The organism is Pseudomonas sp. BIGb0278 (assembly GCF_024809895.1).
Lineage (GTDB): Bacteria > Pseudomonadota > Gammaproteobacteria > Pseudomonadales > Pseudomonadaceae > Aquipseudomonas > Aquipseudomonas shirazensis.
Genome location: NZ_JANUEL010000001.1, coordinates 1,591,460 through 1,611,112 on the forward strand (window position 1 = coordinate 1,591,460; position 19,653 = coordinate 1,611,112).

Annotated in this window: 20 protein-coding genes; 7 read left to right on the top strand and 13 right to left on the bottom strand. The window is 63.4% G+C overall.

From position 1 onward, the window contains the following. Positions 1-2: 2 nt before the first annotated feature. Positions 3-890 (top strand): EamA family transporter RarD, encoded by an 888-nt coding sequence (rarD, locus tag M2396_RS07285; protein ID WP_101318851.1) that lies wholly within the window; start codon positions 3-5, stop codon positions 888-890. Here rarD and M2396_RS07290 read toward each other — a convergent pair. Further along, entirely contained in the window at positions 853-2,424 is a 1,572-nt protein-coding gene (locus M2396_RS07290; protein WP_101318849.1) for a TerC family protein, read from the bottom strand. The genes rarD and M2396_RS07290 overlap by 38 nt on opposite strands. Positions 2,425-2,694: 270 nt before the next feature. Here M2396_RS07290 and M2396_RS07295 point away from each other — a divergent pair, with 270 nt between their 5' ends. After that, on the top strand, positions 2,695-3,279 hold the full coding sequence (locus tag M2396_RS07295; RefSeq protein ID WP_101318847.1) for a LysE family translocator: 585 nt from the start codon (positions 2,695-2,697) through the stop codon (positions 3,277-3,279). Here the strand turns inward: M2396_RS07295 and M2396_RS07300 are convergent. Together M2396_RS07300 and M2396_RS07305 are read right to left on the bottom strand one after the other, a co-directional pair. Then, a complete protein-coding gene (locus M2396_RS07300) occupies positions 3,241-4,053 on the bottom strand; it encodes an AraC family transcriptional regulator (protein WP_220633483.1) in 813 nt (270 codons plus the stop codon). The genes M2396_RS07295 and M2396_RS07300 overlap by 39 nt on opposite strands. A 12-nt stretch (positions 4,054-4,065) precedes the next feature. Further along, complete coding sequence (locus M2396_RS07305; RefSeq protein WP_150569446.1) at positions 4,066-4,605, bottom strand: helix-turn-helix domain-containing protein; 540 nt, start codon at positions 4,603-4,605, stop codon at positions 4,066-4,068. Between the two features lie 154 nt (positions 4,606-4,759). On the opposite strand from M2396_RS07305, the gene M2396_RS07310 reads away from it, so the two are divergent. Together M2396_RS07310 and M2396_RS07315 are read left to right on the top strand one after the other, a co-directional pair. Beyond that, entirely contained in the window at positions 4,760-5,542 is a 783-nt protein-coding gene (locus M2396_RS07310; RefSeq protein WP_150569447.1) for an aldolase, read from the top strand. 32 nt (positions 5,543-5,574) lie between these two features. Beyond that, the gene (locus M2396_RS07315) at positions 5,575-6,459 is read left to right on the top strand and encodes a dihydrodipicolinate synthase family protein (protein ID WP_150569448.1); all 885 of its coding nucleotides are present in this window, start codon (positions 5,575-5,577) and stop codon (positions 6,457-6,459) included. A gap of 102 nt (positions 6,460-6,561) precedes the next feature. Here M2396_RS07315 and M2396_RS07320 read toward each other — a convergent pair whose 3' ends face one another. From M2396_RS07320 to M2396_RS07335, 4 genes are all read right to left on the bottom strand, one after another. Further along, positions 6,562-6,912 carry a hypothetical protein gene (locus tag M2396_RS07320; RefSeq protein WP_150569449.1) on the bottom strand — a complete coding sequence of 117 codons (351 nt, stop codon included), beginning with the start codon at positions 6,910-6,912 and terminating at the stop codon, positions 6,562-6,564. A gap of 66 nt (positions 6,913-6,978) precedes the next feature. Next, complete coding sequence (locus tag M2396_RS07325; RefSeq protein WP_101318841.1) at positions 6,979-8,397, bottom strand: short-chain fatty acid transporter; 1,419 nt, start codon at positions 8,395-8,397, stop codon at positions 6,979-6,981. Between the two features lie 143 nt (positions 8,398-8,540). Then, positions 8,541-9,197, bottom strand: a complete 657-nt coding sequence (locus M2396_RS07330; RefSeq protein WP_259074022.1) for a CoA transferase subunit B — start codon at positions 9,195-9,197, stop codon at positions 8,541-8,543. Positions 9,198-9,231: 34 nt separating this feature from the next. Further along, on the bottom strand, positions 9,232-9,930 hold the full coding sequence (locus M2396_RS07335) for a CoA transferase subunit A (RefSeq protein WP_101318837.1): 699 nt from the start codon (positions 9,928-9,930) through the stop codon (positions 9,232-9,234). Between the two features lie 119 nt (positions 9,931-10,049). Between M2396_RS07335 and M2396_RS07340 the strand changes: the two genes are divergently transcribed. Together M2396_RS07340 and M2396_RS07345 are read left to right on the top strand one after the other, a co-directional pair. Beyond that, positions 10,050-10,955, top strand: coding sequence for a LysR family transcriptional regulator (locus M2396_RS07340; RefSeq protein WP_101318835.1), 906 nt, complete (start codon positions 10,050-10,052; stop codon positions 10,953-10,955). Further along, the gene (locus M2396_RS07345) at positions 10,943-11,764 is read left to right on the top strand and encodes an aldo/keto reductase (RefSeq protein ID WP_101318833.1); all 822 of its coding nucleotides are present in this window, start codon (positions 10,943-10,945) and stop codon (positions 11,762-11,764) included. The genes M2396_RS07340 and M2396_RS07345 overlap by 13 nt, the downstream gene beginning before the upstream one ends. 7 nt (positions 11,765-11,771) lie before the next feature. Here the strand turns inward: M2396_RS07345 and M2396_RS07350 are convergent, their stop codons facing one another. Genes M2396_RS07350 through lexA form a run of 4 tightly spaced genes read right to left on the bottom strand, consistent with a single transcriptional unit; the run spans position 11,772 to position 17,511 of the window. Next, positions 11,772-14,852, bottom strand: coding sequence for an error-prone DNA polymerase (locus M2396_RS07350; protein ID WP_259074023.1), 3,081 nt, complete (start codon positions 14,850-14,852; stop codon positions 11,772-11,774). After that, the gene (locus tag M2396_RS07355; protein WP_101318829.1) at positions 14,849-16,267 is read right to left on the bottom strand and encodes a DNA polymerase Y family protein; all 1,419 of its coding nucleotides are present in this window, start codon (positions 16,265-16,267) and stop codon (positions 14,849-14,851) included. The genes M2396_RS07350 and M2396_RS07355 overlap by 4 nt, the downstream gene beginning before the upstream one ends. 6 nt (positions 16,268-16,273) lie before the next feature. After that, positions 16,274-16,894, bottom strand: coding sequence for a translesion DNA synthesis-associated protein ImuA (gene imuA / locus M2396_RS07360; RefSeq protein ID WP_220633474.1), 621 nt, complete (start codon positions 16,892-16,894; stop codon positions 16,274-16,276). Further along, positions 16,894-17,511, bottom strand: coding sequence for a transcriptional repressor LexA (lexA, locus tag M2396_RS07365; protein ID WP_178080761.1), 618 nt, complete (start codon positions 17,509-17,511; stop codon positions 16,894-16,896). Before lexA ends, imuA begins: the two co-directional genes overlap by 1 nt. A gap of 91 nt (positions 17,512-17,602) precedes the next feature. Here lexA and M2396_RS07370 point away from each other — a divergent pair, with 91 nt between their 5' ends. Beyond that, positions 17,603-18,262, top strand: a complete 660-nt coding sequence (locus tag M2396_RS07370) for an HAD family phosphatase (protein WP_150569454.1) — start codon at positions 17,603-17,605, stop codon at positions 18,260-18,262. Positions 18,263-18,271: 9 nt separating this feature from the next. Here the strand turns inward: M2396_RS07370 and M2396_RS07375 are convergent, their stop codons facing one another. Both M2396_RS07375 and M2396_RS07380 read right to left on the bottom strand, forming a co-directional pair. Further along, positions 18,272-19,024, bottom strand: a complete 753-nt coding sequence (locus tag M2396_RS07375; protein WP_259074025.1) for an anti-sigma factor — start codon at positions 19,022-19,024, stop codon at positions 18,272-18,274. After that, entirely contained in the window at positions 19,021-19,542 is a 522-nt protein-coding gene (locus M2396_RS07380; protein ID WP_150569456.1) for a sigma-70 family RNA polymerase sigma factor, read from the bottom strand. Before M2396_RS07380 ends, M2396_RS07375 begins: the two co-directional genes overlap by 4 nt. Positions 19,543-19,653 lie beyond the last annotated feature (111 nt).

A 19,653-nucleotide genomic window follows, 5' to 3' on the forward strand; every position in this document is an offset into this window, starting at 1 on the left:
TCGTGTCAAAAGGAATTGTTACATCGGTCACGGCGTCCTGCTTGTTCGCCGTGATGTACTTCTACAGCTCGCTGCTGGCGCCGCTCGACGGCGAAGAGATTTTTGGCTGGCGGACCCTGCTGACCCTACCCTGCCTGACCTTTTTCATGCTGCTGAGCAAGGACTGGCAGCGTGTCGCCGAGCTGTTTGCCCGGGTGCGCCGCAGCCCGGCGCTGCTACTGGGCATGCTCGGCACTTCCTGGTTGATGGGTGTGCAGCTGTGGCTGTTCCTCTGGGCACCGTTGCACGGGCGCAGCCTAGAGGTGTCGATGGGCTATTTCCTGTTGCCGCTGGCGATGGTCATGACCGGGCGGCTGGTCTACGGCGAACGGCTTTCACGCCTGCAAAAAGTGGCAGTGGCGTGCGCAGCGCTGGGGGTAGGCCACGAGCTGTACCAGCATGGCAGCTTCGCCTGGGAAACCCTGGTGGTGATGATCGGCTACCCGATCTACTTCGTGCTGCGCAGGCGCTGCCGCACCGATCACCTGGGCGGTCTGTGGTGCGACATGTTCCTGCTGTTGCCGTGGGCGCTGTACTTCGTGTTCCACGGCCCACTGTCGGCCGCCGACCTGCGTGCACACCCCGGGCTCTACGGCTTGATTCCGCTGCTCGGGGCAATCAGCGCCGGTGCACTGATTGCCTATGTACTCGCCAGTCGGCTGTTGCCGTTCGGCCTGTTTGGCCTGCTCAGCTATGTCGAACCGGTGCTGCTGGTCGGCGTCGCCCTGCTGCTGGGCGAAACCATTGGTCGTGACCAGTGGTTGACTTACCTGCCTATCTGGGCGGCAGTACTGGTGCTGGTGCTCGAGGGCATCAAGCACCTGCTCCGTCAACGCCGCCGCTCTGTGTAAGGCGCACCTGGCGCACGCGCCGCTCCTCCACCGCAATCACGGTCATGGTCCAGCCGTTCCAGGCCAGACAATCACCGACCCGCGGCAAGCGGTCCAGCAAGCTCATCACCAGGCCCGCGAGGGTCTGGTAGTCCTCGGTAGCGCGGGCACTGAAGCCGGTCCGCGCCTGCACCTGGCTAAGGTTCAAGGCACCGCTGACCACAAAGCCGTCAGCCTCCTCGACAATGGCCGGGCCTTCGACCTCACTGGCGTCTGGCAACTCACCGGCAATCGACTCAAGAATATCGGTCATGGTCAGCAAACCGGTGAAGTCACCGAATTCGTTGACCACAAAGGCGATATGGGTCGACTGGCCGCGCATCTGCTCCAGCGCATTGAGGATGCTGAAGCTCTCCAGCAGATTCAGGGGCGCCCGCACCATCGCCTCAAGGTCAGGTCTGTTGCCCTCGAGGTACTCCTTGAGCAGCTCCTTCTTGTGCACGAAACCAAGCGGCTCCTCGATACGCCCGTTACGAATCAGCGGTAGGCGCGAGTATGGCGAGTTGGCCAAGGCCAAGGTTATGCTCTCGGCAGGCAGTGCCAGGTCTAGCGCATCGACTTCGGTACGCACCGTCATCACCGTGCGGATCGGCCGTTCGGCAAGGTTCAGCACACCGCTGATCATGACCCGCTCGCGGCGATCGAACAGCACCTGCTCCTGACCACCCTCAACCAGATCGGCAATCTCTTCACCAACTTCGTCCGCTTCTACCCGGCGACCGCCCATTAGGCGCAATACCGCATGCGCAGTGCGCTCACGCAGTGGGCGATGCTGTTGCAGGCTGCGCTTGCGACGAGCCCGGGCGAGCTGGTTGAACAGCTCGATCAGGATCGAGAAACCAATCGCCGCGTACAGGTAGCCTTTCGGGATATGGAAGCCCAGGCCCTCTGCGGTCAGGCTGAAGCCGATCATCATCAAGAAGCCCAGACACAGCATGATCACGGTCGGATGGGCGTTGACGAAGCGGGTCAGCGGCTTGCTGGCAACAATCATGATACCGATCGAGAAGATCACCGCGATCATCATGATCGACAGGTGTTCGACCATACCCACTGCAGTGATCACCGCGTCCAGCGAGAACACCGCATCGAGCACCACGATCTGCGCAACGATCGGCCAGAACGCCGAATGGCGGACGCTGCCGCTGGACTGCGCAACATGCCCTTCCAGTCGTTCGTGCAGTTCCATGGTGGCCTTGAACAGCAGGAACACACCACCAAACAGCATGATCAGGTCACGGCCCGAGAACGTCTTGCCGAAAAGTTCGACCAGCGGCTCGGTCAGGGTGACCATCCACGAGATACTGGCCAGCAGGCCCAGGCGCATGATCAGCGCCAGGCTCAAGCCGATCACCCGCGCGCGGTCGCGCTGATGCGGGGGCAGCTTGTCAGCCAGGATGGCGATGAACACCAGGTTGTCGATACCCAGCACCAGCTCGAGGACGATAAGCGTCAACAGGCCTAGCCAGGCCGTGGGGTCGGCAAGCCATTCCATTAGCGGGTACTCACAAGGGATGTGTTACGGGAGGGGGTGCAAGATGGCCGGGACGACCAGGAACTGGGGGGCTCCGAGAAGGTGTTCATAGATACCTGAATGGGAAATTGGGATGGAGATCCTACAATTACAGTCGTATTTTCTGACAGCGGGAAACTATTACAAAACCTGTAACAGGTGTTTCCGAGGCAAACCGCAGGGGACTTTGGTTCAATACGCAGGCCGGGTGGGCGCGCACCATCAGCGCACCTCAACTCTGGAATCCTGCTCATGAGCCTGTCCTTGTCCATGGCTGCCTTTGCCCTGGCAGCCTCGATTTCACCCGGCCCCGTCAATATCGTAGCCCTGGCCAGCGGCGCCCGCCACGGCCTGCGGGCGAGCCTTGGCCATGTCGCAGGTGCGACGCTGGGTTTCTGTATGCTACTGCTGCTGTGCGGTTTGGGTGTGCACCAGCTGTTGCTGCGCTGGCCAGCGCTGGGCCAGTTGCTGTTGTGGGGCGGTGTGTTGTTCCTGCTGTACATGGCTTGGCAACTGGCCCGCGACAACGGCGAACTAGCGGCTGAACAACAGCTGCAGGCACCCTCAGCCTGGCAAGGCGCGGCCATGCAGTGGCTGAGCCCGAAGGCGTGGCTGGCGGCTGTTGCCGGCGTGGGCGCCTATACCGGCGGGGATCAGCCACTGCTGTGGCTGTTCAGCGCAATTTACGCGCCGATCTGCTTTGTCTCGATCGCCAGCTGGGCGTGGGCCGGCAGTGTGATCAGCCACTACCTGGACAAGCCGAAGCGCTTGCGCTTGTTCAATCGCCTGCTGGCGGCATTACTCGTGGCCAGCGCTGTGGTGCTGCTGCGCGCCTGAGGCGTTACGGTAGTGCCCGGGGGTTGCCGCCAGGTGCCGCTTGAACGCGCGCTGCAAATGCGCCTGATCAGCAAAGCCTGCGTCCACCGCCACCTCGGCGATGGGCCGGCCCAGGCGCAGTTGGCTGCGCGCATATTGCACGCGCTGGTCCAGCAGATAACCATGCGGGGTCAACCCAAAGCGCTGACGGAAGGCGCGAATCAGGTAGGCCCGCGACAATCCGGCAGCGGCGCAAATCTCGGCGAGGGTCAACGGGTCCTGCCGGTGCGTGCGGATGAACGCTGCGCCAGCGTCCAATTGCGCATGCTCATCATTGGGCGTCGCTACCTCAGGTTGCAGATAGCCGGGCAAGTCCCGAAAAAAAGCTGCCAGCAAGGCTTCGCGCTCGGCCGTCGCTTCATCGAACAAGTCCGCGAACAACTGTAGTACCCGGCTGTACAGCGCTGTGGAATGGCTCAGGGTTGCCTCTGGCAACTGCACGCCTTGCGCACTCAGCCACGGCATATCGACAAACAGCATCAGGTACGACCACGCCTCGCCAGCAACTGGGTTGCAACTGTGCACCACGCTCGGTTTGATCAACACCGTGCTGCCCGCAGTCACCTCATGACTGACCGCTCCGGTCATGTAGCTGCTGCGCCCACCCGTAATCACTCCAAGCGAGAAGCTCTCATGGGAGTGTGCCGCGTAACACACCTGGCGGCCGTCACCCACGCGGCGCGCTTCAACAAAAGGCAATGCCGGATCGCGCCAGAACCGTGAGACCTCGATCATCGCCCCGCCCCCTTACTCGCCGCCCTGCACGACCACCAGCAACTGCGCCTGCTGCGGGCCAATCGAGCGCAGCCGGTGGGGAGTCTGGGCGTTGAAATGCAAGGCATCGCCCTGCCCCAGGAGCACACGCTCGGTCATGAAATCGACCTCAACCTGGCCACTATGGACGAACAGAAACTCCTCGCCCTGGTGCTCTTTGAAGGTCGGATCGCTGAACTCGGTGGGCGGCTGGATCAGAAACGGCAGCAGGCTGCGCTGGCCGACCTGCGAGGTCAGCACGGCATAGCCGGGACCCTCGCCGCTGCCGACCAAGGACTGCCGTTCACCCTGGCGGACCAGGCTGTAGCGCGCCTGATCGCTGGCGTCTTCGGAGAACAGCTCCTCGACGTTGACGTTCAACGCCCGCGCCAATTTCAGCGCGCTGGCGATCGACGGTGTGTTCAGCCCGCGCTCGACTTTGGACAGGTAGCTTTTGGTCATCCCGGCCTTGTCAGCCAGTACCTCAAGCGTGATACCGAGTTTTTTTCTCAGCAATTTCAATCGGATAGACATGAATTTCGGTATTCCCAAGAAACGCTGTTGCTTATGACACTTTGTGTCATATAGGATATCTCGTGTCATTGATTGCGTCATCGAGCTCGGACCACACCACACAGCCGAGCACAGACCGCTGACCTTCATCATTCGCCACAGAGGATAGTCGCCCATGGCCACAACCCTGTCACACAGCAAAGAGCAACTGGTGCGCCAGGCGCTGACCCAGATGCAAAGTTCGCTCGCCGATAATACGTGGACCGTGCGCGAAAAGCTGGCACTGACCTGCCGAATTCTGTTCGACCACGGCCATGACTCCGGCCTGGCTGGGCAAATCAGCGCCCGCGGGCCACAACCCGGTACCTTCTACACCCAGCAATTGGGCTTGGGTTTCGACGAGATCAGTGCGAGCAACCTGCTGCTGGTCAACGAGGACCTGGAAGTGCTCGAAGGACAGGGCATGCCCAACCCGGCCAACCGTTTTCACAGCTGGGTCTATCGCGCCCGTCCAGACGTCAACTGCATCATTCACACGCATCCGACTCACGTCGCAGCGCTGTCGATGCTTGAAGTGCCGCTGCAGGTCTCGCACATGGACCTGTGCCCGCTTTACGAAGACTGCGCCTTTCTCGAAGGCTGGCCAGGTGTCCCGGTGGGCAACGAAGAAGGCGAACTGATCAGCAACGCGCTGGGCGACAAGCGCGCCATTCTGCTCTCGCACCACGGCCAGCTGTCGACCGGTGCCAGCGTCGAGCAAGCCTGCGTCTACGCCCAATTGATCGAACGCGCCGCCCGTCTGCAATTGCTGGCGATGGCTGCCGGCACCATCAAACCGATCACTCCCGCGTTGGGCCGCGAGGCACACGACTGGATCGACCGGCCCAAACGCCACACTGCTGCCTTCAACTATTACGCCCGCCAGTGCCTGCGTAAGCATGAAGACTGCCTGAACTGATCAACCCTGCCTTGTTTGCGGAGCCTTGCACCATGACTACACAATTCCACGGCATCATCGGCTACACAGTTACCCCGTTCAGCCATGCCGGCGAACAGCTTGACCTGCCCGCACTCGGCCAGTGCATCGAGCGTTTGATCGACAGTGGCGTGCACGTGATCGCGCCGCTGGGCAGCACCGGTGAAGGCGCCTACCTGAGCGACAGTGAATGGCAACAGGTCGCCGAGTACAGCCTGGCCAGCATTGCCAAGCGCGTGCCGAGCATCGTCAGCGTCTCTGACCTGACCACTACCGGGGCGATCCGCCGTGCCCGTTTTGCCCAGGCACATGGCGCCGATGCGCTGATGGTGTTGCCGACCGCGTACTGGAAGCTCAGCGAGCGCGAGATTGTTCAGCACTACCGCGCCATCGCAGCTTCGGTAGACCTGCCGATCATGCTCTACAACAACCCGGCCACCAGCGGCACCGACATGCCAGTCGAGCTGATCCTGCGCATCGTGCGCGAAATCGACAACGTCACCATGGTCAAGGAAAGCACCGGCGATATTCAGCGGATGCACAAGCTGCATGTACTCGGTGAGGGTCAGGTGCCGTTCTACAACGGCTGCAACCCGTTGGCGCTGGAAGCGTTCGCGGCGGGTGCCAAGGGCTGGTGCACGGCGGCCTGCAACCTGATCCCGGAACTCAATCTGGAGCTGTACCACGCGGTACTGGCGGGTGACCTGGAACAGGCCAAAACGCTGTTCTACCGGCAGTTGCCATTGCTTGAGTTCATCCTCAAGGGCGGCTTACCGGCTACCGTCAAGGCCGGCCTGACCCTGACCGGGCTGGATGCGGGTGAACCACGCCGGCCGGTGTTCGCGCTGGATCAACAGAACATCGAAAAACTGCAGGAACTGTTGGCGCAACTGCGCTGAGCGGTTTGAGCGGGTAGCCACACTCTGCACAAGCGCCTGCCTAAACCTCAACAGAGGTCAGCCAGGCGTTGTCGATTCAGCGCACCAGCAAACAGGCAGTCATCAGCACTCGATGCCAACGATCCACTGGGTTTTCGCAGCGTTGCTCTTGTCCAGATCCGGACGACGCGCCACGGGCTGGGTGCAGCCACGTGTTTCGATGTACGGCTGTGCGACAGCTGCCGCCTCGGCGATGGTCAGCGGTTTGCCGTCATCGCGCTGGACGCTGATGAAGTATGGCTGGTTGAACGGGATGATGTAGCTGTCGAGGGTATAACGCGCGCCGTTCGCTTCAAGGTTGGCGTGGTTCTCATCGACCTTGGTGAGTCGGCTGGTGTCGAGGTGGTCATTGCCAGCGCAGCCCGCCAGCCCGGCCAACAGTGCGGCGCCGAGACACAGAGAAATCTTCTTCATTACAGCTCCTGAGTAAATATGTGCCCGGCTGTGACCGCGTTTAACCGTTTAAGTGCCCGCACCCGCTCACGGCATCACCGGTGGCGTGTACTGCAAGGTCGAGCCGAGTGCCCACAGCAGCACCAGCACCAACGGCGCATGCACCAGCAGCTGCACGAACGAGAAGCCGATCAGGTCCCGCGCCTTGAGCCCAAGCACCCCAAGCAGCGGCAGCATGTAGAACGGGTTGATCAGGTTGGGCAAGGCTTCGGCCGCGTTGTAGATCTGTACCGCCCAGCCGAGGTGATACTGCAGGTCGTTGGCCACCAGCATCACGTACGGCGCTTCGATGATCCACTTGCCGCCGCCCGAGGGGATGAAGAAGCCCAGCACCGCCGAGTACACACCCATCAGCAAGGCATAGGTGTCGTGCGTGGCGATCTGCACGAAGAAGGTCGAGATATGGTGAGCCAGAGTCTGCTCATCGATGCCCTTGACCTGAGTCAGCACCGCGGCGATCGAGCCATACAGGGGAAACTGGATCAGCACCCCGGTGGTGGTCGGCACTGCGCGGGTCACGGCATCGAGAAAGCTGCGCGGCCGCCAGTGCAGCAGAGCGCCGAGCATGATGAACAGGAAGTTGTAGGTATTGAGCCCGGAAATCGCGGTAATCGCCGGTTTGCTGGCGAACTCCTGGTACAGCCAGCCTGCAGCCAATGCCACCAGCAACAAGGTCAGCACCGGGCTGTGTTCCAGCCATTCGCCGGGACGGGTACGCTGCGCCGGCGGCGGCGCGGTGAAGCTGGGGTCGATACCGCATTGCTCGGCAGTACGCGCGCTGCTGGCGCCGGGTGCGGTGGCATAGGCCACGATCAGCGAGACGATCACCAGCGCCGCCAGCAGGACGCCGGACTGCCAGAGGAAGATGGTCTCGGTGAAGGGAATCACGCCGGTAATCGACAGGATCGACGGCGGCAGGCTGGCCGGGTTGGCCTGCAGCTGCGCCGCCGACGACGACAAGCCCAGCGCCCATACCGCGCCCAAGCCAAGGTAGGCCGCTGCGCCTGCAGCGCGATAGTCCATTTTCAGATCGGTGCGGCGGGCCAATGCCCTTACCAGTAAGCCGCCGAACACCAGCGACAGGCCCCAGTTGAGCAACGACGCCACCATCGAGATCAGCGCCACCCAGCAGACTGCAGAACGGCCGTTTTTCGGGATCCGTGCCAGCCGATCGATCAGCCGTGCCGCCGGCGGTGAGCTGGCGACCACATAACCGCCGATGACCACAAAGGCCATCTGCATGGTGAACGGGATCAGGCTCCAGAAACCATCGCCAAAGGCCTTGGCAGTGTCGGTCGGCTTGGCGCCCATGGCCATTGCGGCCACGCACACCAGCACCACCGCCAAGGCGGCAAATACCCACGAGTCGGGGAACCAGCGCTCGGCCCAGTTGGAGCAGCGCAGAGCGAACCGGGCGGAGCGGCTATCCTGAATTTCAGCGGCCACGGTAGTTTTCCTTTTATTGGTCTTGTCAGGGGATTTCAAGGCACACGCAAAAAACCTGCAGCAACGGGCCTGCTCGGCAAAGGGGTCGGCCTTTGCAGAGCAAGCCCACCACTACAGGGGGGGCTGGGGTAAACCAGTGGCGATCAGAAGGTCATTTCTTTCACATCATCGGCAACGATCAGCTTGCCGGCGGTTTTGGCGATCACTTCATCGACAGTCACGCCCGGCGCGGTTTCGCGCAGGATGAACGCCCCGTTTTCGATTTCCAGATAGGCCAGGTCGGTCAGCACCTTGCGAATGCAGCCAGCACCGGTCAACGGCAGGCTGCAGCGCGACAGCAGCTTGGACTCGCCGTCCTTGGATGCATGGGTCATGGTGACGATGATGTTGTCGGCGCCTGCGACCAGGTCCATGGCGCCGCCCATGCCTTTGACCAGCTTGCCGGGGATCATCCACGAGGCAATGTTGCCTTCCACATCTACTTCAAAGGCGCCGAGTACGGTCAGGTCGACATGGCCGCCGCGGATCATCGCGAACGATTGTGCCGAATCGAAAATCGAAGCGCCGCGGCGGGCGGTGACGGTTTGTTTGCCGGCGTTGATCATGTCGGCATCGATAGTGCTCTCGGTGGGAAACTCGCCCATGCCGAGCAGACCGTTTTCCGATTGCAGCATCACGTCCATGTCGGCGGGGACATAGTTGGCCACCAGGGTCGGGATACCGATGCCGAGGTTGACGTAGAAGCCGTCCTGCAGTTCACGGGCGACGCGTTGGGCCATCTGTTCGCGGGTCAGTGCCATGGTCTGGATCTCTTTGTTGTTCTATGGGCGGCGTTCAGGCCTTGACGGTGCGCTTTTCGATGCGCTTCTCGAAGGTACCGACGATCACACGATCGACGAAGATCCCTGGGGTATGGATCTCGCTTGGCAGCAACACGCCGGGTTCGACGATCTCCTCGACCTCGACCACGGTGATCTTGCCGGCGGTTGCGGCCAGCGGATTGAAGTTCTGCGCCGTGTTGCGATACACCACGTTGCCGTAGTGGTCGGCCTTCCAGCCTTTGACGATGGCGAAATCGCCGGTGATGGCTTCTTCGAGGATGTACTTTCGGCCATTGAACTCACGCACTTCCTTGCCTTCGGCAACCGGGGTGCCGTAGCCGGTGGCGGTGAAGAACGCCGGTATGCCAGCGCCGCCTGCGCGCATTTTTTCTGCCAGAGTGCCTTGGGGGGTCAGTACCACTTCAAGTTCGCCGCTGAGCAACTGACGCTCGAACTCGGCGTTTTCGCCGACATAGGACGCGATCATCTTGGCGATCTGCCGTTCTTCGAGGAGGATGCCCAGGCCGAAACCATCGACGCCGCAGTTGTTCGAGACCACGGTCAGGCCCTTGACCCCGCTGCGCTTGATCTGGGCGATGAGGTTTTCCGGGATGCCGCAGAGGCCGAAGCCGCCGGCCAGTACGGTCATGTTGTCGGTCAGGCCTGCCAGGGCCTCTTCGTAGGTTGCAACGCGCTTATCCAGTCCGGCCATGCTGATTCGCCTTTATAGTTGTTTGTGCGTGCAGCCATCTTCACCGCTGCCGACTGATTTGTTAATTTTGTTTTAGTCATCGATTGATAATTTTTCTAAAACAAAAGGCCCACCCCCGCATGAACGTCAAGCAGTTGCGTGCCTTTGTCACCGTAGCCAAGTACCTGAGCTTTGCCCAGGCGGGCGAGCATCTGCATGTGTCGCAGCCGGCCTTGAGCCTGACCATCAAGGCGTTGGAGGACAACCTCGGCGGCGCCCTGCTCGCCCGCACCACCCGCAGCGTCAGCCTGACCCCCGAAGGCGAGGTGCTGCTGCCGTTGGCGCGGCGGCTGCTGGCCGACTGGGACGACACCGAAGAGATGCTGCGCCAGCGCTTTACCTTGCAACTGGGGCGGGTCTCGGTGGCGGCGATGCCGGCCTTTGCCGGCAACCTGCTGCCGCAGGCATTGAAGGTGTTTCGCCAGCGTTATCCGCGGGTCAACGTCACCGTGCATGACGTGATCAATGAACAGGTGCAGGAACTGGTACGCCATCGCCGCGTCGAACTAGGCATTGGTTTCGAGCCGGACAACCTCGACGGCCTGCGCTTTGTGCCGCTGTACATGGACCGCTTCGTGGCGGTGGTGCCAGCAGACTCACCGCTGGCGCTGCAGCATGAGGTGAGCTGGCAGGCATTGCTGGCCGAAGATTTCATCGCCCTGCAACGACCGTCTGCGGTGCGCCTGCTGCTGGAACAAAACGTCGCCGCCGGCCACGGCAAGTTGACCGTGGCGTTCGAGAGCCATCAGTTGACCACCATCGGCCGCATGGTCGCCAATGGCCTTGGCGTCAGCGCTGTGCCGGCCCTGTGCATCAAGCAGATGCAGGAGCTTGGCGCCCGCTGCGTCGCCTTGGTTGAACCCAGCGTCGAGCGGCGTATTGGCGTTATTTCGCTGAGTGAACACAAGCTTTCAACCGCAGCCGAGGCGCTGCTGGATGTCGTCATTGCCCACACCCCGCCACAGGAGTTGACATGCGCACAGTAGAACTTGCAGACCGCCGCGTTGCCGCCATAGGCCAAGGCACTTGGTACATGGGCGAAGACCCGGCGCGCAAGGCCGCCGAGGTGGCGGCCTTGCAGCAAGGCATCGAGCTTGGCATGAGCCTGATCGACACCGCCGAGATGTATGCCGAAGGTGGCGCCGAGGAAGTGGTCGGCGCCGCCATGGCTGGTCGCCGTGACCAGGTGTTTCTGGTCAGCAAGGTCTACCCGCACAACGCTAGCCAGCGCGGCGTGCCGCAAGCCTGCGAGCGCAGCCTGCGCCGGCTGGGCACCGATTGCATTGACCTGTACCTGCTGCACTGGCGTGGCCAGTATCCGCTGGAAGAAACCGTCGAGGCCTTCGAGCGTTTGCGCGAACAGGGCAAGATTCGCCGCTGGGGTGTTTCCAACTTCGATCTGGATGACATGATCGAGCTTGATAACGCGGCCTGTGCAGCCAACCAGGTGCTGTACAACCCGGCCCAACGCGGCATCGAGTTCGACCTGTTGCCCTGGAGCCAGGCGCAGCAGATGCCGATCATGGCCTACTGCCCACTGGCCCAAGCAGGTCAGCTACTGCAGCATCCGCTGATAGCCGAAATCGCCGAGCGCCATAACGCCACCCCAGCGCAGGTCAGCCTGGCCTGGGTTACCCGCCATGCGGGAGTGATTGCCATCCCCAAGGCCGTCGACCCAAGGCATGTGCAGCTCAATGCCGCGGCAGGCGAGCTGTGCTTGAGCGCTGCCGACCTGCAAGCGATTGATCAGGCCTTTGCCCCGCCTACGCGCAAGCAGCACCTGGCGATGGTCTAGGCGGGCCTCAGTGAAAGTCGCGGCTGCGCACGTCCAGCCCTTGCAATAGCGGGCTGACGTCTTCCAGGCGCCGGGCAATCAAGTGCCTGACGCCCTTCTCGTGTTCCAGTCGGCCACTGACCTTGAGCAACTGGGCGCCAACCAGCGCCCGCCGCTGACGCTCGGCCAGGTCGCGCCAGACCACCACGTTGACCATGCCCGCCTCGTCTTCCAGGGTGACAAACGTCACCCCGCTGGCCGTGCCAGGACGCTGCCGGCCAACCACCAGACCGGTCACAGCAATGGCATCGCCATGCTCGACGCTGTCCAGCTCCGCCGAACTGCGACAACCCAGCGCGCGCAGACGCGGGCGCAACAGACTCAACGGGTGCGGCCCAAGGGTGGTGCCAAGGGTGGCGTAATCGGCTACCAGGTCCTGCGCCACGGTTGGCCTTGGCAACGCCACGGCCTGCTCGCCTACGCTGCCGATATCGGCGAACAAGGGCAGTTGCGCCTGCACGGCAGCCACCTGCCAGCGGGCCTGATGACGATCGCTGGCCAACCCGCGCAACGCCCCGGCATCTGCCAGGCGCGCGCGGGCACGGCTGTCGAGTTCGGCGCGCAGGCACATGTCTTCGACATCGCGCCAAGGTCGTTGCTGCCTGGCCTGTGCCAGGCGCAAGGCATCGGCTTGGGTAAACCCGCGGATCTGGCGCAAGCCCAGGCGGATCGCCAAGGCGCCGCCGGCCAACGGCTCAAGGGTGCAGTCCCACTCGCTGTAAAAGACGTCCACCGGGCGCACTTCGATCCCTTGGCGCCTGGCGTCCTGGAGCAACTGGTCAGGGCTGTAGAAGCCCATTGGCCAGCTGTTGACCAAGGCACAGGTGAAGATCGCCGGCTCGTGGCACTTGAGCCAGCTGCTGGCGTAACACAACAAGGCAAAGCTGGCAGCGTGCGACTCAGGGAAGCCATAACTGCCAAAGCCCTTGATCTGCTCGAAGATGCGCTCGGCAAAGGCCAGCTCGTAGCCGTTACGCAGCATGCCCTCGAGCAAGCGCACGCGATGCGGTTCAAGGCCGCCGTGCCGCTTCCAGGCGGCCATGCTGCGGCGCAACTGATCGGCTTCGCCAGGGCTGTAGTCGGCGGCAACCATCGCCAACTCCATGACCTGTTCCTGGAACAACGGCACACCCAGCGTGCGTTTGAACACGGCCTCGAGCGCTGGCGACGGATACGTCACCTCTTCCTGCTTTAGCCGCCGGCGCAGATACGGGTGGACCATGTCGCCCTGAATCGGGCCCGGGCGGACGATCGCCACTTCGATTACCAGGTCATAAAACGTCTTGGGTTTGAGCCGCGGCAGCATGGCCATCTGCGCGCGTGATTCGATCTGAAACACACCGATGGTCTCGGCGCGGCTGATCATGGCGTAGGTCGCTGGGTCTTCGCTGGGAATGGTAGCCAGGGTCAAATGGCGCCCACGGTGCTGCGCGAGCAGATCGAAACAACGGCGAAGCGCGCTGAGCATCCCCAGCGCCAGCACGTCGACCTTGAGCAGGCCGACCATATCGAGGTCGTCCTTGTCCCACTGGATCACCGTGCGCTCGGCCATCGCCGCGTTTTCCACCGGCACCAGCTGGTGCAGCGGTTGCTCGGAAATGACAAAGCCCCCAGGGTGCTGCGACAGGTGCCGGGGGAAACCGATCAGGTCGCCGGCCAGCACCAGAATCCGCCGCAACGACGGGCTTTGCGCCTCGAAGCCCGCCTCGGCCAGGCGCTGCGCATCGGGGATGCGATCCGTCCAGCGGCCGCAGCACTTGGCCAGCGCATCGACCTGATCGGCCGGCAGCCCGAGCACCCGCGCCACATCGCGCACCGCGCCAGCCGCGTGATAGGTACTGACCACGGCGGTCAGTGCCGCACGGTGGCGACCATAGCGGCGGAACACATACTGAATGACCTCTTCGCGGCGGTTGTGCTCGAAGTCCACATCAATGTCGGGTGGCTCGTTGCGCTCGCGTGAGAGAAACCGTTCGAACAGCAGATGATGCTGCATCGGATCAAGCTCGGTGATGCCGAGCACAAAACACACCACCGAGTTGGCCGCCGAACCGCGGCCCTGACAGAGAATGCCTTGCTTGCGGGCGAAATCGACGATGTCGTGCACGGTGAGAAAGTAGCTCTCGTAGTGCAGCTCTTCGATCAGCGCCAGCTCCTTGTCGAGGACCTGGCGCACCTCGGCACTGGCGCCGTCCGGCCAACGCCGGGGCAGGCCCTGTTCACACAGGTGGCGCAGCCAACTGGCCGGGGTTTGCCCTGGCGGCACTACTTCGCGTGGGTACTGGTATTTCAGTTCACTCAGGTCGAAGTGACAGCGCTCGGCGATCAACTGGCTTTGTTCGAGCAAGTCTGCAGGGTACAGCTCGTTGAGCTGAGCCAGGCTGCGCAGGTGGCGTTCGCCGTTGGCGAACAGGTAACGCCCGGCGCTGGTAATCGTGCAGTGATGGCGCACGGCGGTCATGCAATCCTGCAGGGCGCGCCGTCCACGGCTGTGCATGTGCACATCACCACAGGCCACAGCGCGAATGTCTAACTGGGTAGCCAGCGTGCGCAAACGAGCCAGGCGCGTAGTGTCGTCAGCGCCACGGTGCAGGTGCACGGCCAGGTACAGCCGTTCGCCAAACAGCTCACGCAGCCACTGAGCGGCGTTCGCGTCGTCAGCCTCATCCGGTATCCATAGCGCCAGCAAGCCCTCGCAATTGGCCTCAAGGTCCGCAGCAAACAACTGATACTCGCCTTTGCCCGCCCGCCGCCGGGCGCGGGTGATCAAGCCACACAGGCTCTGATAGCCGCGCAGATTCTCGACCAGCAAAACCAGTTTCGGCCCGTCCTGCAAGCGTACTTCGCTGCCGACGATCAGCCGCAGTTGGTGCGCTTTGGCGGCTTGCCAGCCGCGTACGATACCGGCCAGGGTGCACTCATCGGTGATCGCCAGCGCCGTATAGCCTTGCTCGCGGGCACGTTTGAACAACTCATCGGCACTGGAAGCGCCACGCTGGAAGCTGAAGTTCGACAGGCAATGCAGCTCGGCATAGCCGCCGGCGCTCATGCGAACCACCCCTGCAACCACAGCGGACCAGGCTCGGCGAGGTCTTGATAGGCCCAGCCGCGCAAGCCTTCACGGGTTTCGATGCGGTAGTAGTCACGGCGCACATCGCCGCCATCCCACCAGCCCGATTCGATCCGTTCGGCTCGCCCCAACAGCTGCACATCGGCCTCGCTCAAGCGCAAAGGGGCCGCCAACAACCAACCCGGGCGGCTATCTACAGCAGCCTGCAGCGGCCCGGACGCACCTTGGCTGGCAAGTTGCCAAGCGCACTCGGGGCGATGATCGGCTTCGGCACGCAGGCCCTGCACCGCTTCATCACCCAGCCGCGCGCGCAGCCGTTCGCGCAGTTGCTCCCACGGCTGCGCCTGTTGCGCGCGCGGGTCGAACAGCGCTTGATGCTGCGGCACAAAGGCCGGCAGGTCTGCTGCCAGCAAACGCAGGTTGCGCACCGGCGCAGTGATGCGCAGCGGCTCGAGGCGCCCGCGGGCCAGCTCGAACAGCAGGGTCGCATCACGTTCGGCGGCCAACAACCCGACCTTGAGCACGGTGTCCGGGCCCTCAACATGCTCAAGGTGCAGCTCGAAGCGCTGCACGCCACAGTCGCGCCCGGCCAGAAACGCCGCCAGGTCGTTGATCATCCGCCGCAACGGGAACAGCAAGGCCTGATGCGATTCAACGTCGAAGTTGAGCTCTAGACGCGTCTCGAAGCGGTCCGGCGGCAGGTAGAACTCGAGACCCAGACTGCGCAGCCCCAGCAGTTGATCCAGATGCAGCTGCACCCCGGCGGCAAAGCGCCGGGCCAGCGCATCACGCGGCAGGCCAAGCACCTCACCGAGCTGACGCAGGCCCATCCGCATAAAGGCCTCGCTGGCCTCGGTGGGCAGCCCGACCTTGTTGATCGGCAGCTTGGCCAGGGCCGCGCGGGTGTCGTCGGCATCGCTCAGGGCAAGGCCGTCATGACAGTTGGCAAGCATGCGAGCAGCCACCGGGTTGCTCGCCAGCACAATGCGTTGGCGCAGCCCCAGAGCATCCAGCTCTTCGCGCAGGCGCGCCTGGAGCACAGGCCATGGCCCGAACAACTGCAGGCTGGAACCGACCTCGAGCAGCAAGGCCCGCGGATAATGCAGGCTGACCTGCGCGCTGTAGCGGTAGGCCCAGGCAGCCAGCAACTGCTGAACCTGCTCGACCTGGGCCGGGTCGGCTTCAACGCAGGTGAAACCATCGGCCAATGCGCGGGCGGCCGTCAGCGTCTGCCCGGCGCGCAAGCCGAGCCTGGCAGCAGCCGGGTTGACCGCTTGCAGCACCCGGCGCTGAGTCGGCCCGCCGATCAATACCAGCGGCGTATCCGGGTCATCGCGTTCACGCAGGACGCTGTCCAGCGTCAGCTGCGGCAATAAAATGCAGGCCCACAACATGCTGCATCAACCCTGCCCGCGACTGGCAATGGGCACAGCAGGCGGCATGCCGCCGCGGCACTTTAGCACCCGCCATTGTGCGGGCCGGGTATCAACAGCAATACGTAGCGCCGCCGGTGACGGGTTGTGCGCCGCGTGCTGCGGGCGGCAGGCAAACGCCAGCGCCTGGCCGGTTTCGGCAGCCACCTGCAAGCGGCGCAAGGCGCGATCATCGGCCCGTTCGGGCCAGCACAACACCGCTGCACAACTGCCCGAGCGCAAGCACTGCTCGGCAGCCCACAAGGCATCGGTAGGCGCAGCCTCGACCTGGGTCAGCCAGCGCAGATCAACCCCGGCTGCCTGCCACGCCGGCGCAAAAGGGATAAACGGCGGTGCAATCAGCACCACCCGCCCGGACTCTGCGGTGAGCCGGGCCAGGCTCGGCCATAACAATTGCAATTCACCACAGCCTGGACTGGCCAACAGCAGCTCACTCAGCGCAGCGGCAGGCCAACCGCCGTCGGGCAGGCGCTCATCGAGCTGGGCATGGCCGGTTGGCTGCAGGCCGAGCGGGCGCGCCTGGGTTTGCCGGCCACGCCAAATTCGGCGCTGGTCGAGCAGGCCGTCCAGATCGACCACGGCGCCCATCAGTCGCGCCTCAGCAGGCCGCAGAAGACCCCTTCGATACAGAAGTCGCGCTCAGGGCCAACCTCGATCGGCGCATAGGCCGGGTTGCGCGGCAGCAAACGAAAGCCGCCGGGGATGCGCTGCAGACGCTTGATAGTGACCTCGCCATCCAGCCGGGCGACCACGATCTGGCCGTCGTCGGCTTCGCCTTGCTGGCGGATGCCGACCAGGTCACCGTCAAATATGCCGTCGTCGATCATCGACTCGCCGCGCACCTTGAGAAGGTAGTCGGGCGTGCGCCGGAACAGGCTTGGGTCGAGCAGCAACTGCTCGTGGATATCCAGGTCAGGCCCGATCGGCGCACCAGCAGCGACTTGGCCAAGGACCGGCAGCTCGAGGATTTCTGGCCGGCGCAAAGGCTCGGCCAGGCGGATACCGCGGGCCTGATTGGGCGTGACGTCGATGTAGCCGCCCTGGCACAGCGCACTGATGTGCTTGCGGGCAACGCTACGAGAGGCAAAACCAAAGCGCTCGGCGATATCGGCGAGGCTCGGAGGCTGGCTGTGATCGGTAATGCGCTCGCGGATAAAAGCCAGAATCGCGCGGCGTTTGGGGGTCATATTGTCCATGGAGCACATTTGTACTCTTTTCTGCTAAAACTGAACAGCCCCCTTCGTCGTGCGCATTGGTTATGATTCCCCGCACGATGTTCAAGCTTATGGATAACCGATGCTGACCGCCCTGCTGTTTGACCTCGATGGCACCCTGACCGATACCGACACGCTGCACCTGCAAGCCTTCCGCCAACTGCTGCACGAGCAGGACGGCCGCGAGCTGACTCAGGCCCAGTTCGATGAACAGATCAGCGGTCAGGCCAACGGTGAGCTATTCGCCAGGCTGTTCCCAGATCAGAGCCCGGCGCAGCGCCAGGCGCTGGCGGAGCGCAAGGAAGCGCTGTTTCGCGAGCTCGCCCCTGAACTGCAACCGTTGCCTGGGTTACTGCGTTTGCTCGATTACGCCCAGGCAGAGGCCATCGGCATGTGTGTGGTGACCAATGCGCCGCGCTTGAATGCCGAACACATGCTTGGCGCAATGGGCCTGACCCAGCGTTTCACGCAGGTGCTGGTAGCCGACGAACTGGCGCGGGCCAAGCCCGATCCGCTGCCCTACCTGACCGGCCTGGAGCGGCTGCAGGCGAATGCCGAGCATGCGCTGGCGTTTGAAGACTCACTGCCCGGCGTAACCGCTGCCAGCGCTGCCGGGATCTTCACCGTGGCCATAGCCACCACCCAGACGGCCGAACGCTTGCAGCAAGCCGGCGCGCAACTGGTTATCGATGATTTCAACGACCCGCGCTTGTGGCACCTGATCGAACAGATGCGCGGCTGACAGCAACCGCTACAGGCTGACGCCAAGGACTTCACGCAGCGACTCGCTGCGCTGATCGTCAGCGTCGCTGACCAACGCGAAGTTGTAGGCGCCATGCGACCAGTAGCGCGCTTCCAGCTGGCCATCGGTGCGTTGACCGGTCGGCATCTTGGCAAAGTGCTCGCCGGGCAGGCGCATGAACAGGCTGACCCGCTCGCCCTGCTTGTCTTCGAACACCACCAGCGCCGCCGGCCCTTGCTCGTTGCTCAGCAGGCGCGCACCCACTGGCTGAAAGCCCAAGCCGGCCAGGTCGGGCAATTGGCCGACCCGATTGAAATGGCTGCCCAGCCAGGCGCGCAGCTGGCCAGGGTCGCTGGCCTGAATATCCAAAGCGCTGCTGCCGACAAACAACCGATGGGCCTGCAGCGCATCGGCCATGGGCAATTCGATTGATGCCATGCTCATTTGCCGCGCCTGCCAGCCGCCCATGCCGCCGACGCCCAGGCTCAACAGCAACGCCGCAGCCGTCGCCAGCCGGCGTACATGCCGTTGACGCAGACGCCGTTGCAACTGGCCAAGCTCCAGCTGCGGGCCAGGGGCCAGTTCGCCAAAGCCGGCCAGAGCCGCGCGCAGGCGCCGGGCGTCGTTGCGCCAGGCCTCGATACGCGCAGCCTCCTGCGGATTGGCGGCCAGCCACGCGTGGACTTCAGCGCGGCGCACAGGGTCGAGGCGCTCGTCGATATAGGCGTGCAACTCGTGCTCGGTGGGGGTCAGGCGTGTCATTTCAATCTCCGCAAGGCCGGGGACGCTGGGCTGCCCTCGGTCAGTTGGCGCAATGCTGCACGGGCCCGCGACAAACGCGACATCACCGTGCCGATAGGGATAGCCAAGGCCTCGGCGGCCTCCTTGTAACTCAAGCCCTCGACGCTGACCAGCAACAGCAGCGCGCGCTGCTCGGCCGACAACTGGGCAAATGCCTGCAAGTCGGCCTGGGCGAAGATGATGTCTTCGGTATTGTCGCCGATCGGCTCGCTGATCTCCTGGCCGCCGCTGAACCAGGCCAGCCAGCGCCGGTGCAGCCGGTCGCGGCGCTTGCTGTCGAGAAACAGCCGATAGAGGATGCTGAACAGCCACGCCCGCAGCGCCTCGGCCTCGCGCTGCTGGCCACTACGGCTCAAGGCGCGTTCGATGGTGGCCTGGACCAGGTCGTCGGCACTGCCCGGCTCGCGCGTCAGCCACACGGCAAAGCGGCGCAGGCGCTGCAGCAGTTCGCGCCATTGCGAGTCGTCGAGATCGTGCATGCTGTGATTCCGGCCCATGGGCAGTCAGTGTAAGGGGCAGACGCAGCGCCACGAAATTTATTCCCGGGCGGCTGGAATAAGTTGCACCGCGCCCCGTCGTACTCGCATCTT

Excerpts from the sequence above, each read along its gene's own strand:
- imuA (WP_220633474.1), bottom strand. The coding sequence starts at position 16,894 with ATGGGCGCCGTGGTCGATCTGGACGGCCTGCTCGACCAGCGCCGAATT.
- M2396_RS07345 (WP_101318833.1), top strand. The coding sequence starts at position 10,943 with ATGCGCACAGTAGAACTTGCAGACCGCCGCGTTGCCGCCATAGGCCAA.
- M2396_RS07315 (WP_150569448.1), top strand. The coding sequence starts at position 5,575 with ATGACTACACAATTCCACGGCATCATCGGCTACACAGTTACCCCGTTC.
- M2396_RS07295 (WP_101318847.1), top strand. The coding sequence starts at position 2,695 with ATGAGCCTGTCCTTGTCCATGGCTGCCTTTGCCCTGGCAGCCTCGATT.
- M2396_RS07350 (WP_259074023.1), bottom strand. The coding sequence starts at position 14,852 with ATGAGCGCCGGCGGCTATGCCGAGCTGCATTGCCTGTCGAACTTCAGC.
- M2396_RS07335 (WP_101318837.1), bottom strand. The coding sequence starts at position 9,930 with ATGGCCGGACTGGATAAGCGCGTTGCAACCTACGAAGAGGCCCTGGCA.
- M2396_RS07380 (WP_150569456.1), bottom strand. The coding sequence starts at position 19,542 with ATGCACGATCTCGACGACTCGCAATGGCGCGAACTGCTGCAGCGCCTG.
- M2396_RS07370 (WP_150569454.1), top strand. The coding sequence starts at position 17,603 with ATGCTGACCGCCCTGCTGTTTGACCTCGATGGCACCCTGACCGATACC.
- M2396_RS07320 (WP_150569449.1), bottom strand. The coding sequence starts at position 6,912 with ATGAAGAAGATTTCTCTGTGTCTCGGCGCCGCACTGTTGGCCGGGCTG.
- M2396_RS07310 (WP_150569447.1), top strand. The coding sequence starts at position 4,760 with ATGGCCACAACCCTGTCACACAGCAAAGAGCAACTGGTGCGCCAGGCG.
- M2396_RS07300 (WP_220633483.1), bottom strand. The coding sequence starts at position 4,053 with ATGATCGAGGTCTCACGGTTCTGGCGCGATCCGGCATTGCCTTTTGTT.
- M2396_RS07340 (WP_101318835.1), top strand. The coding sequence starts at position 10,050 with ATGAACGTCAAGCAGTTGCGTGCCTTTGTCACCGTAGCCAAGTACCTG.
- lexA (WP_178080761.1), bottom strand. The coding sequence starts at position 17,511 with ATGTGCTCCATGGACAATATGACCCCCAAACGCCGCGCGATTCTGGCT.
- M2396_RS07355 (WP_101318829.1), bottom strand. The coding sequence starts at position 16,267 with ATGTTGTGGGCCTGCATTTTATTGCCGCAGCTGACGCTGGACAGCGTC.
- M2396_RS07305 (WP_150569446.1), bottom strand. The coding sequence starts at position 4,605 with ATGTCTATCCGATTGAAATTGCTGAGAAAAAAACTCGGTATCACGCTT.
- M2396_RS07290 (WP_101318849.1), bottom strand. The coding sequence starts at position 2,424 with ATGGAATGGCTTGCCGACCCCACGGCCTGGCTAGGCCTGTTGACGCTT.
- M2396_RS07375 (WP_259074025.1), bottom strand. The coding sequence starts at position 19,024 with ATGACACGCCTGACCCCCACCGAGCACGAGTTGCACGCCTATATCGAC.
- M2396_RS07330 (WP_259074022.1), bottom strand. The coding sequence starts at position 9,197 with ATGGCACTGACCCGCGAACAGATGGCCCAACGCGTCGCCCGTGAACTG.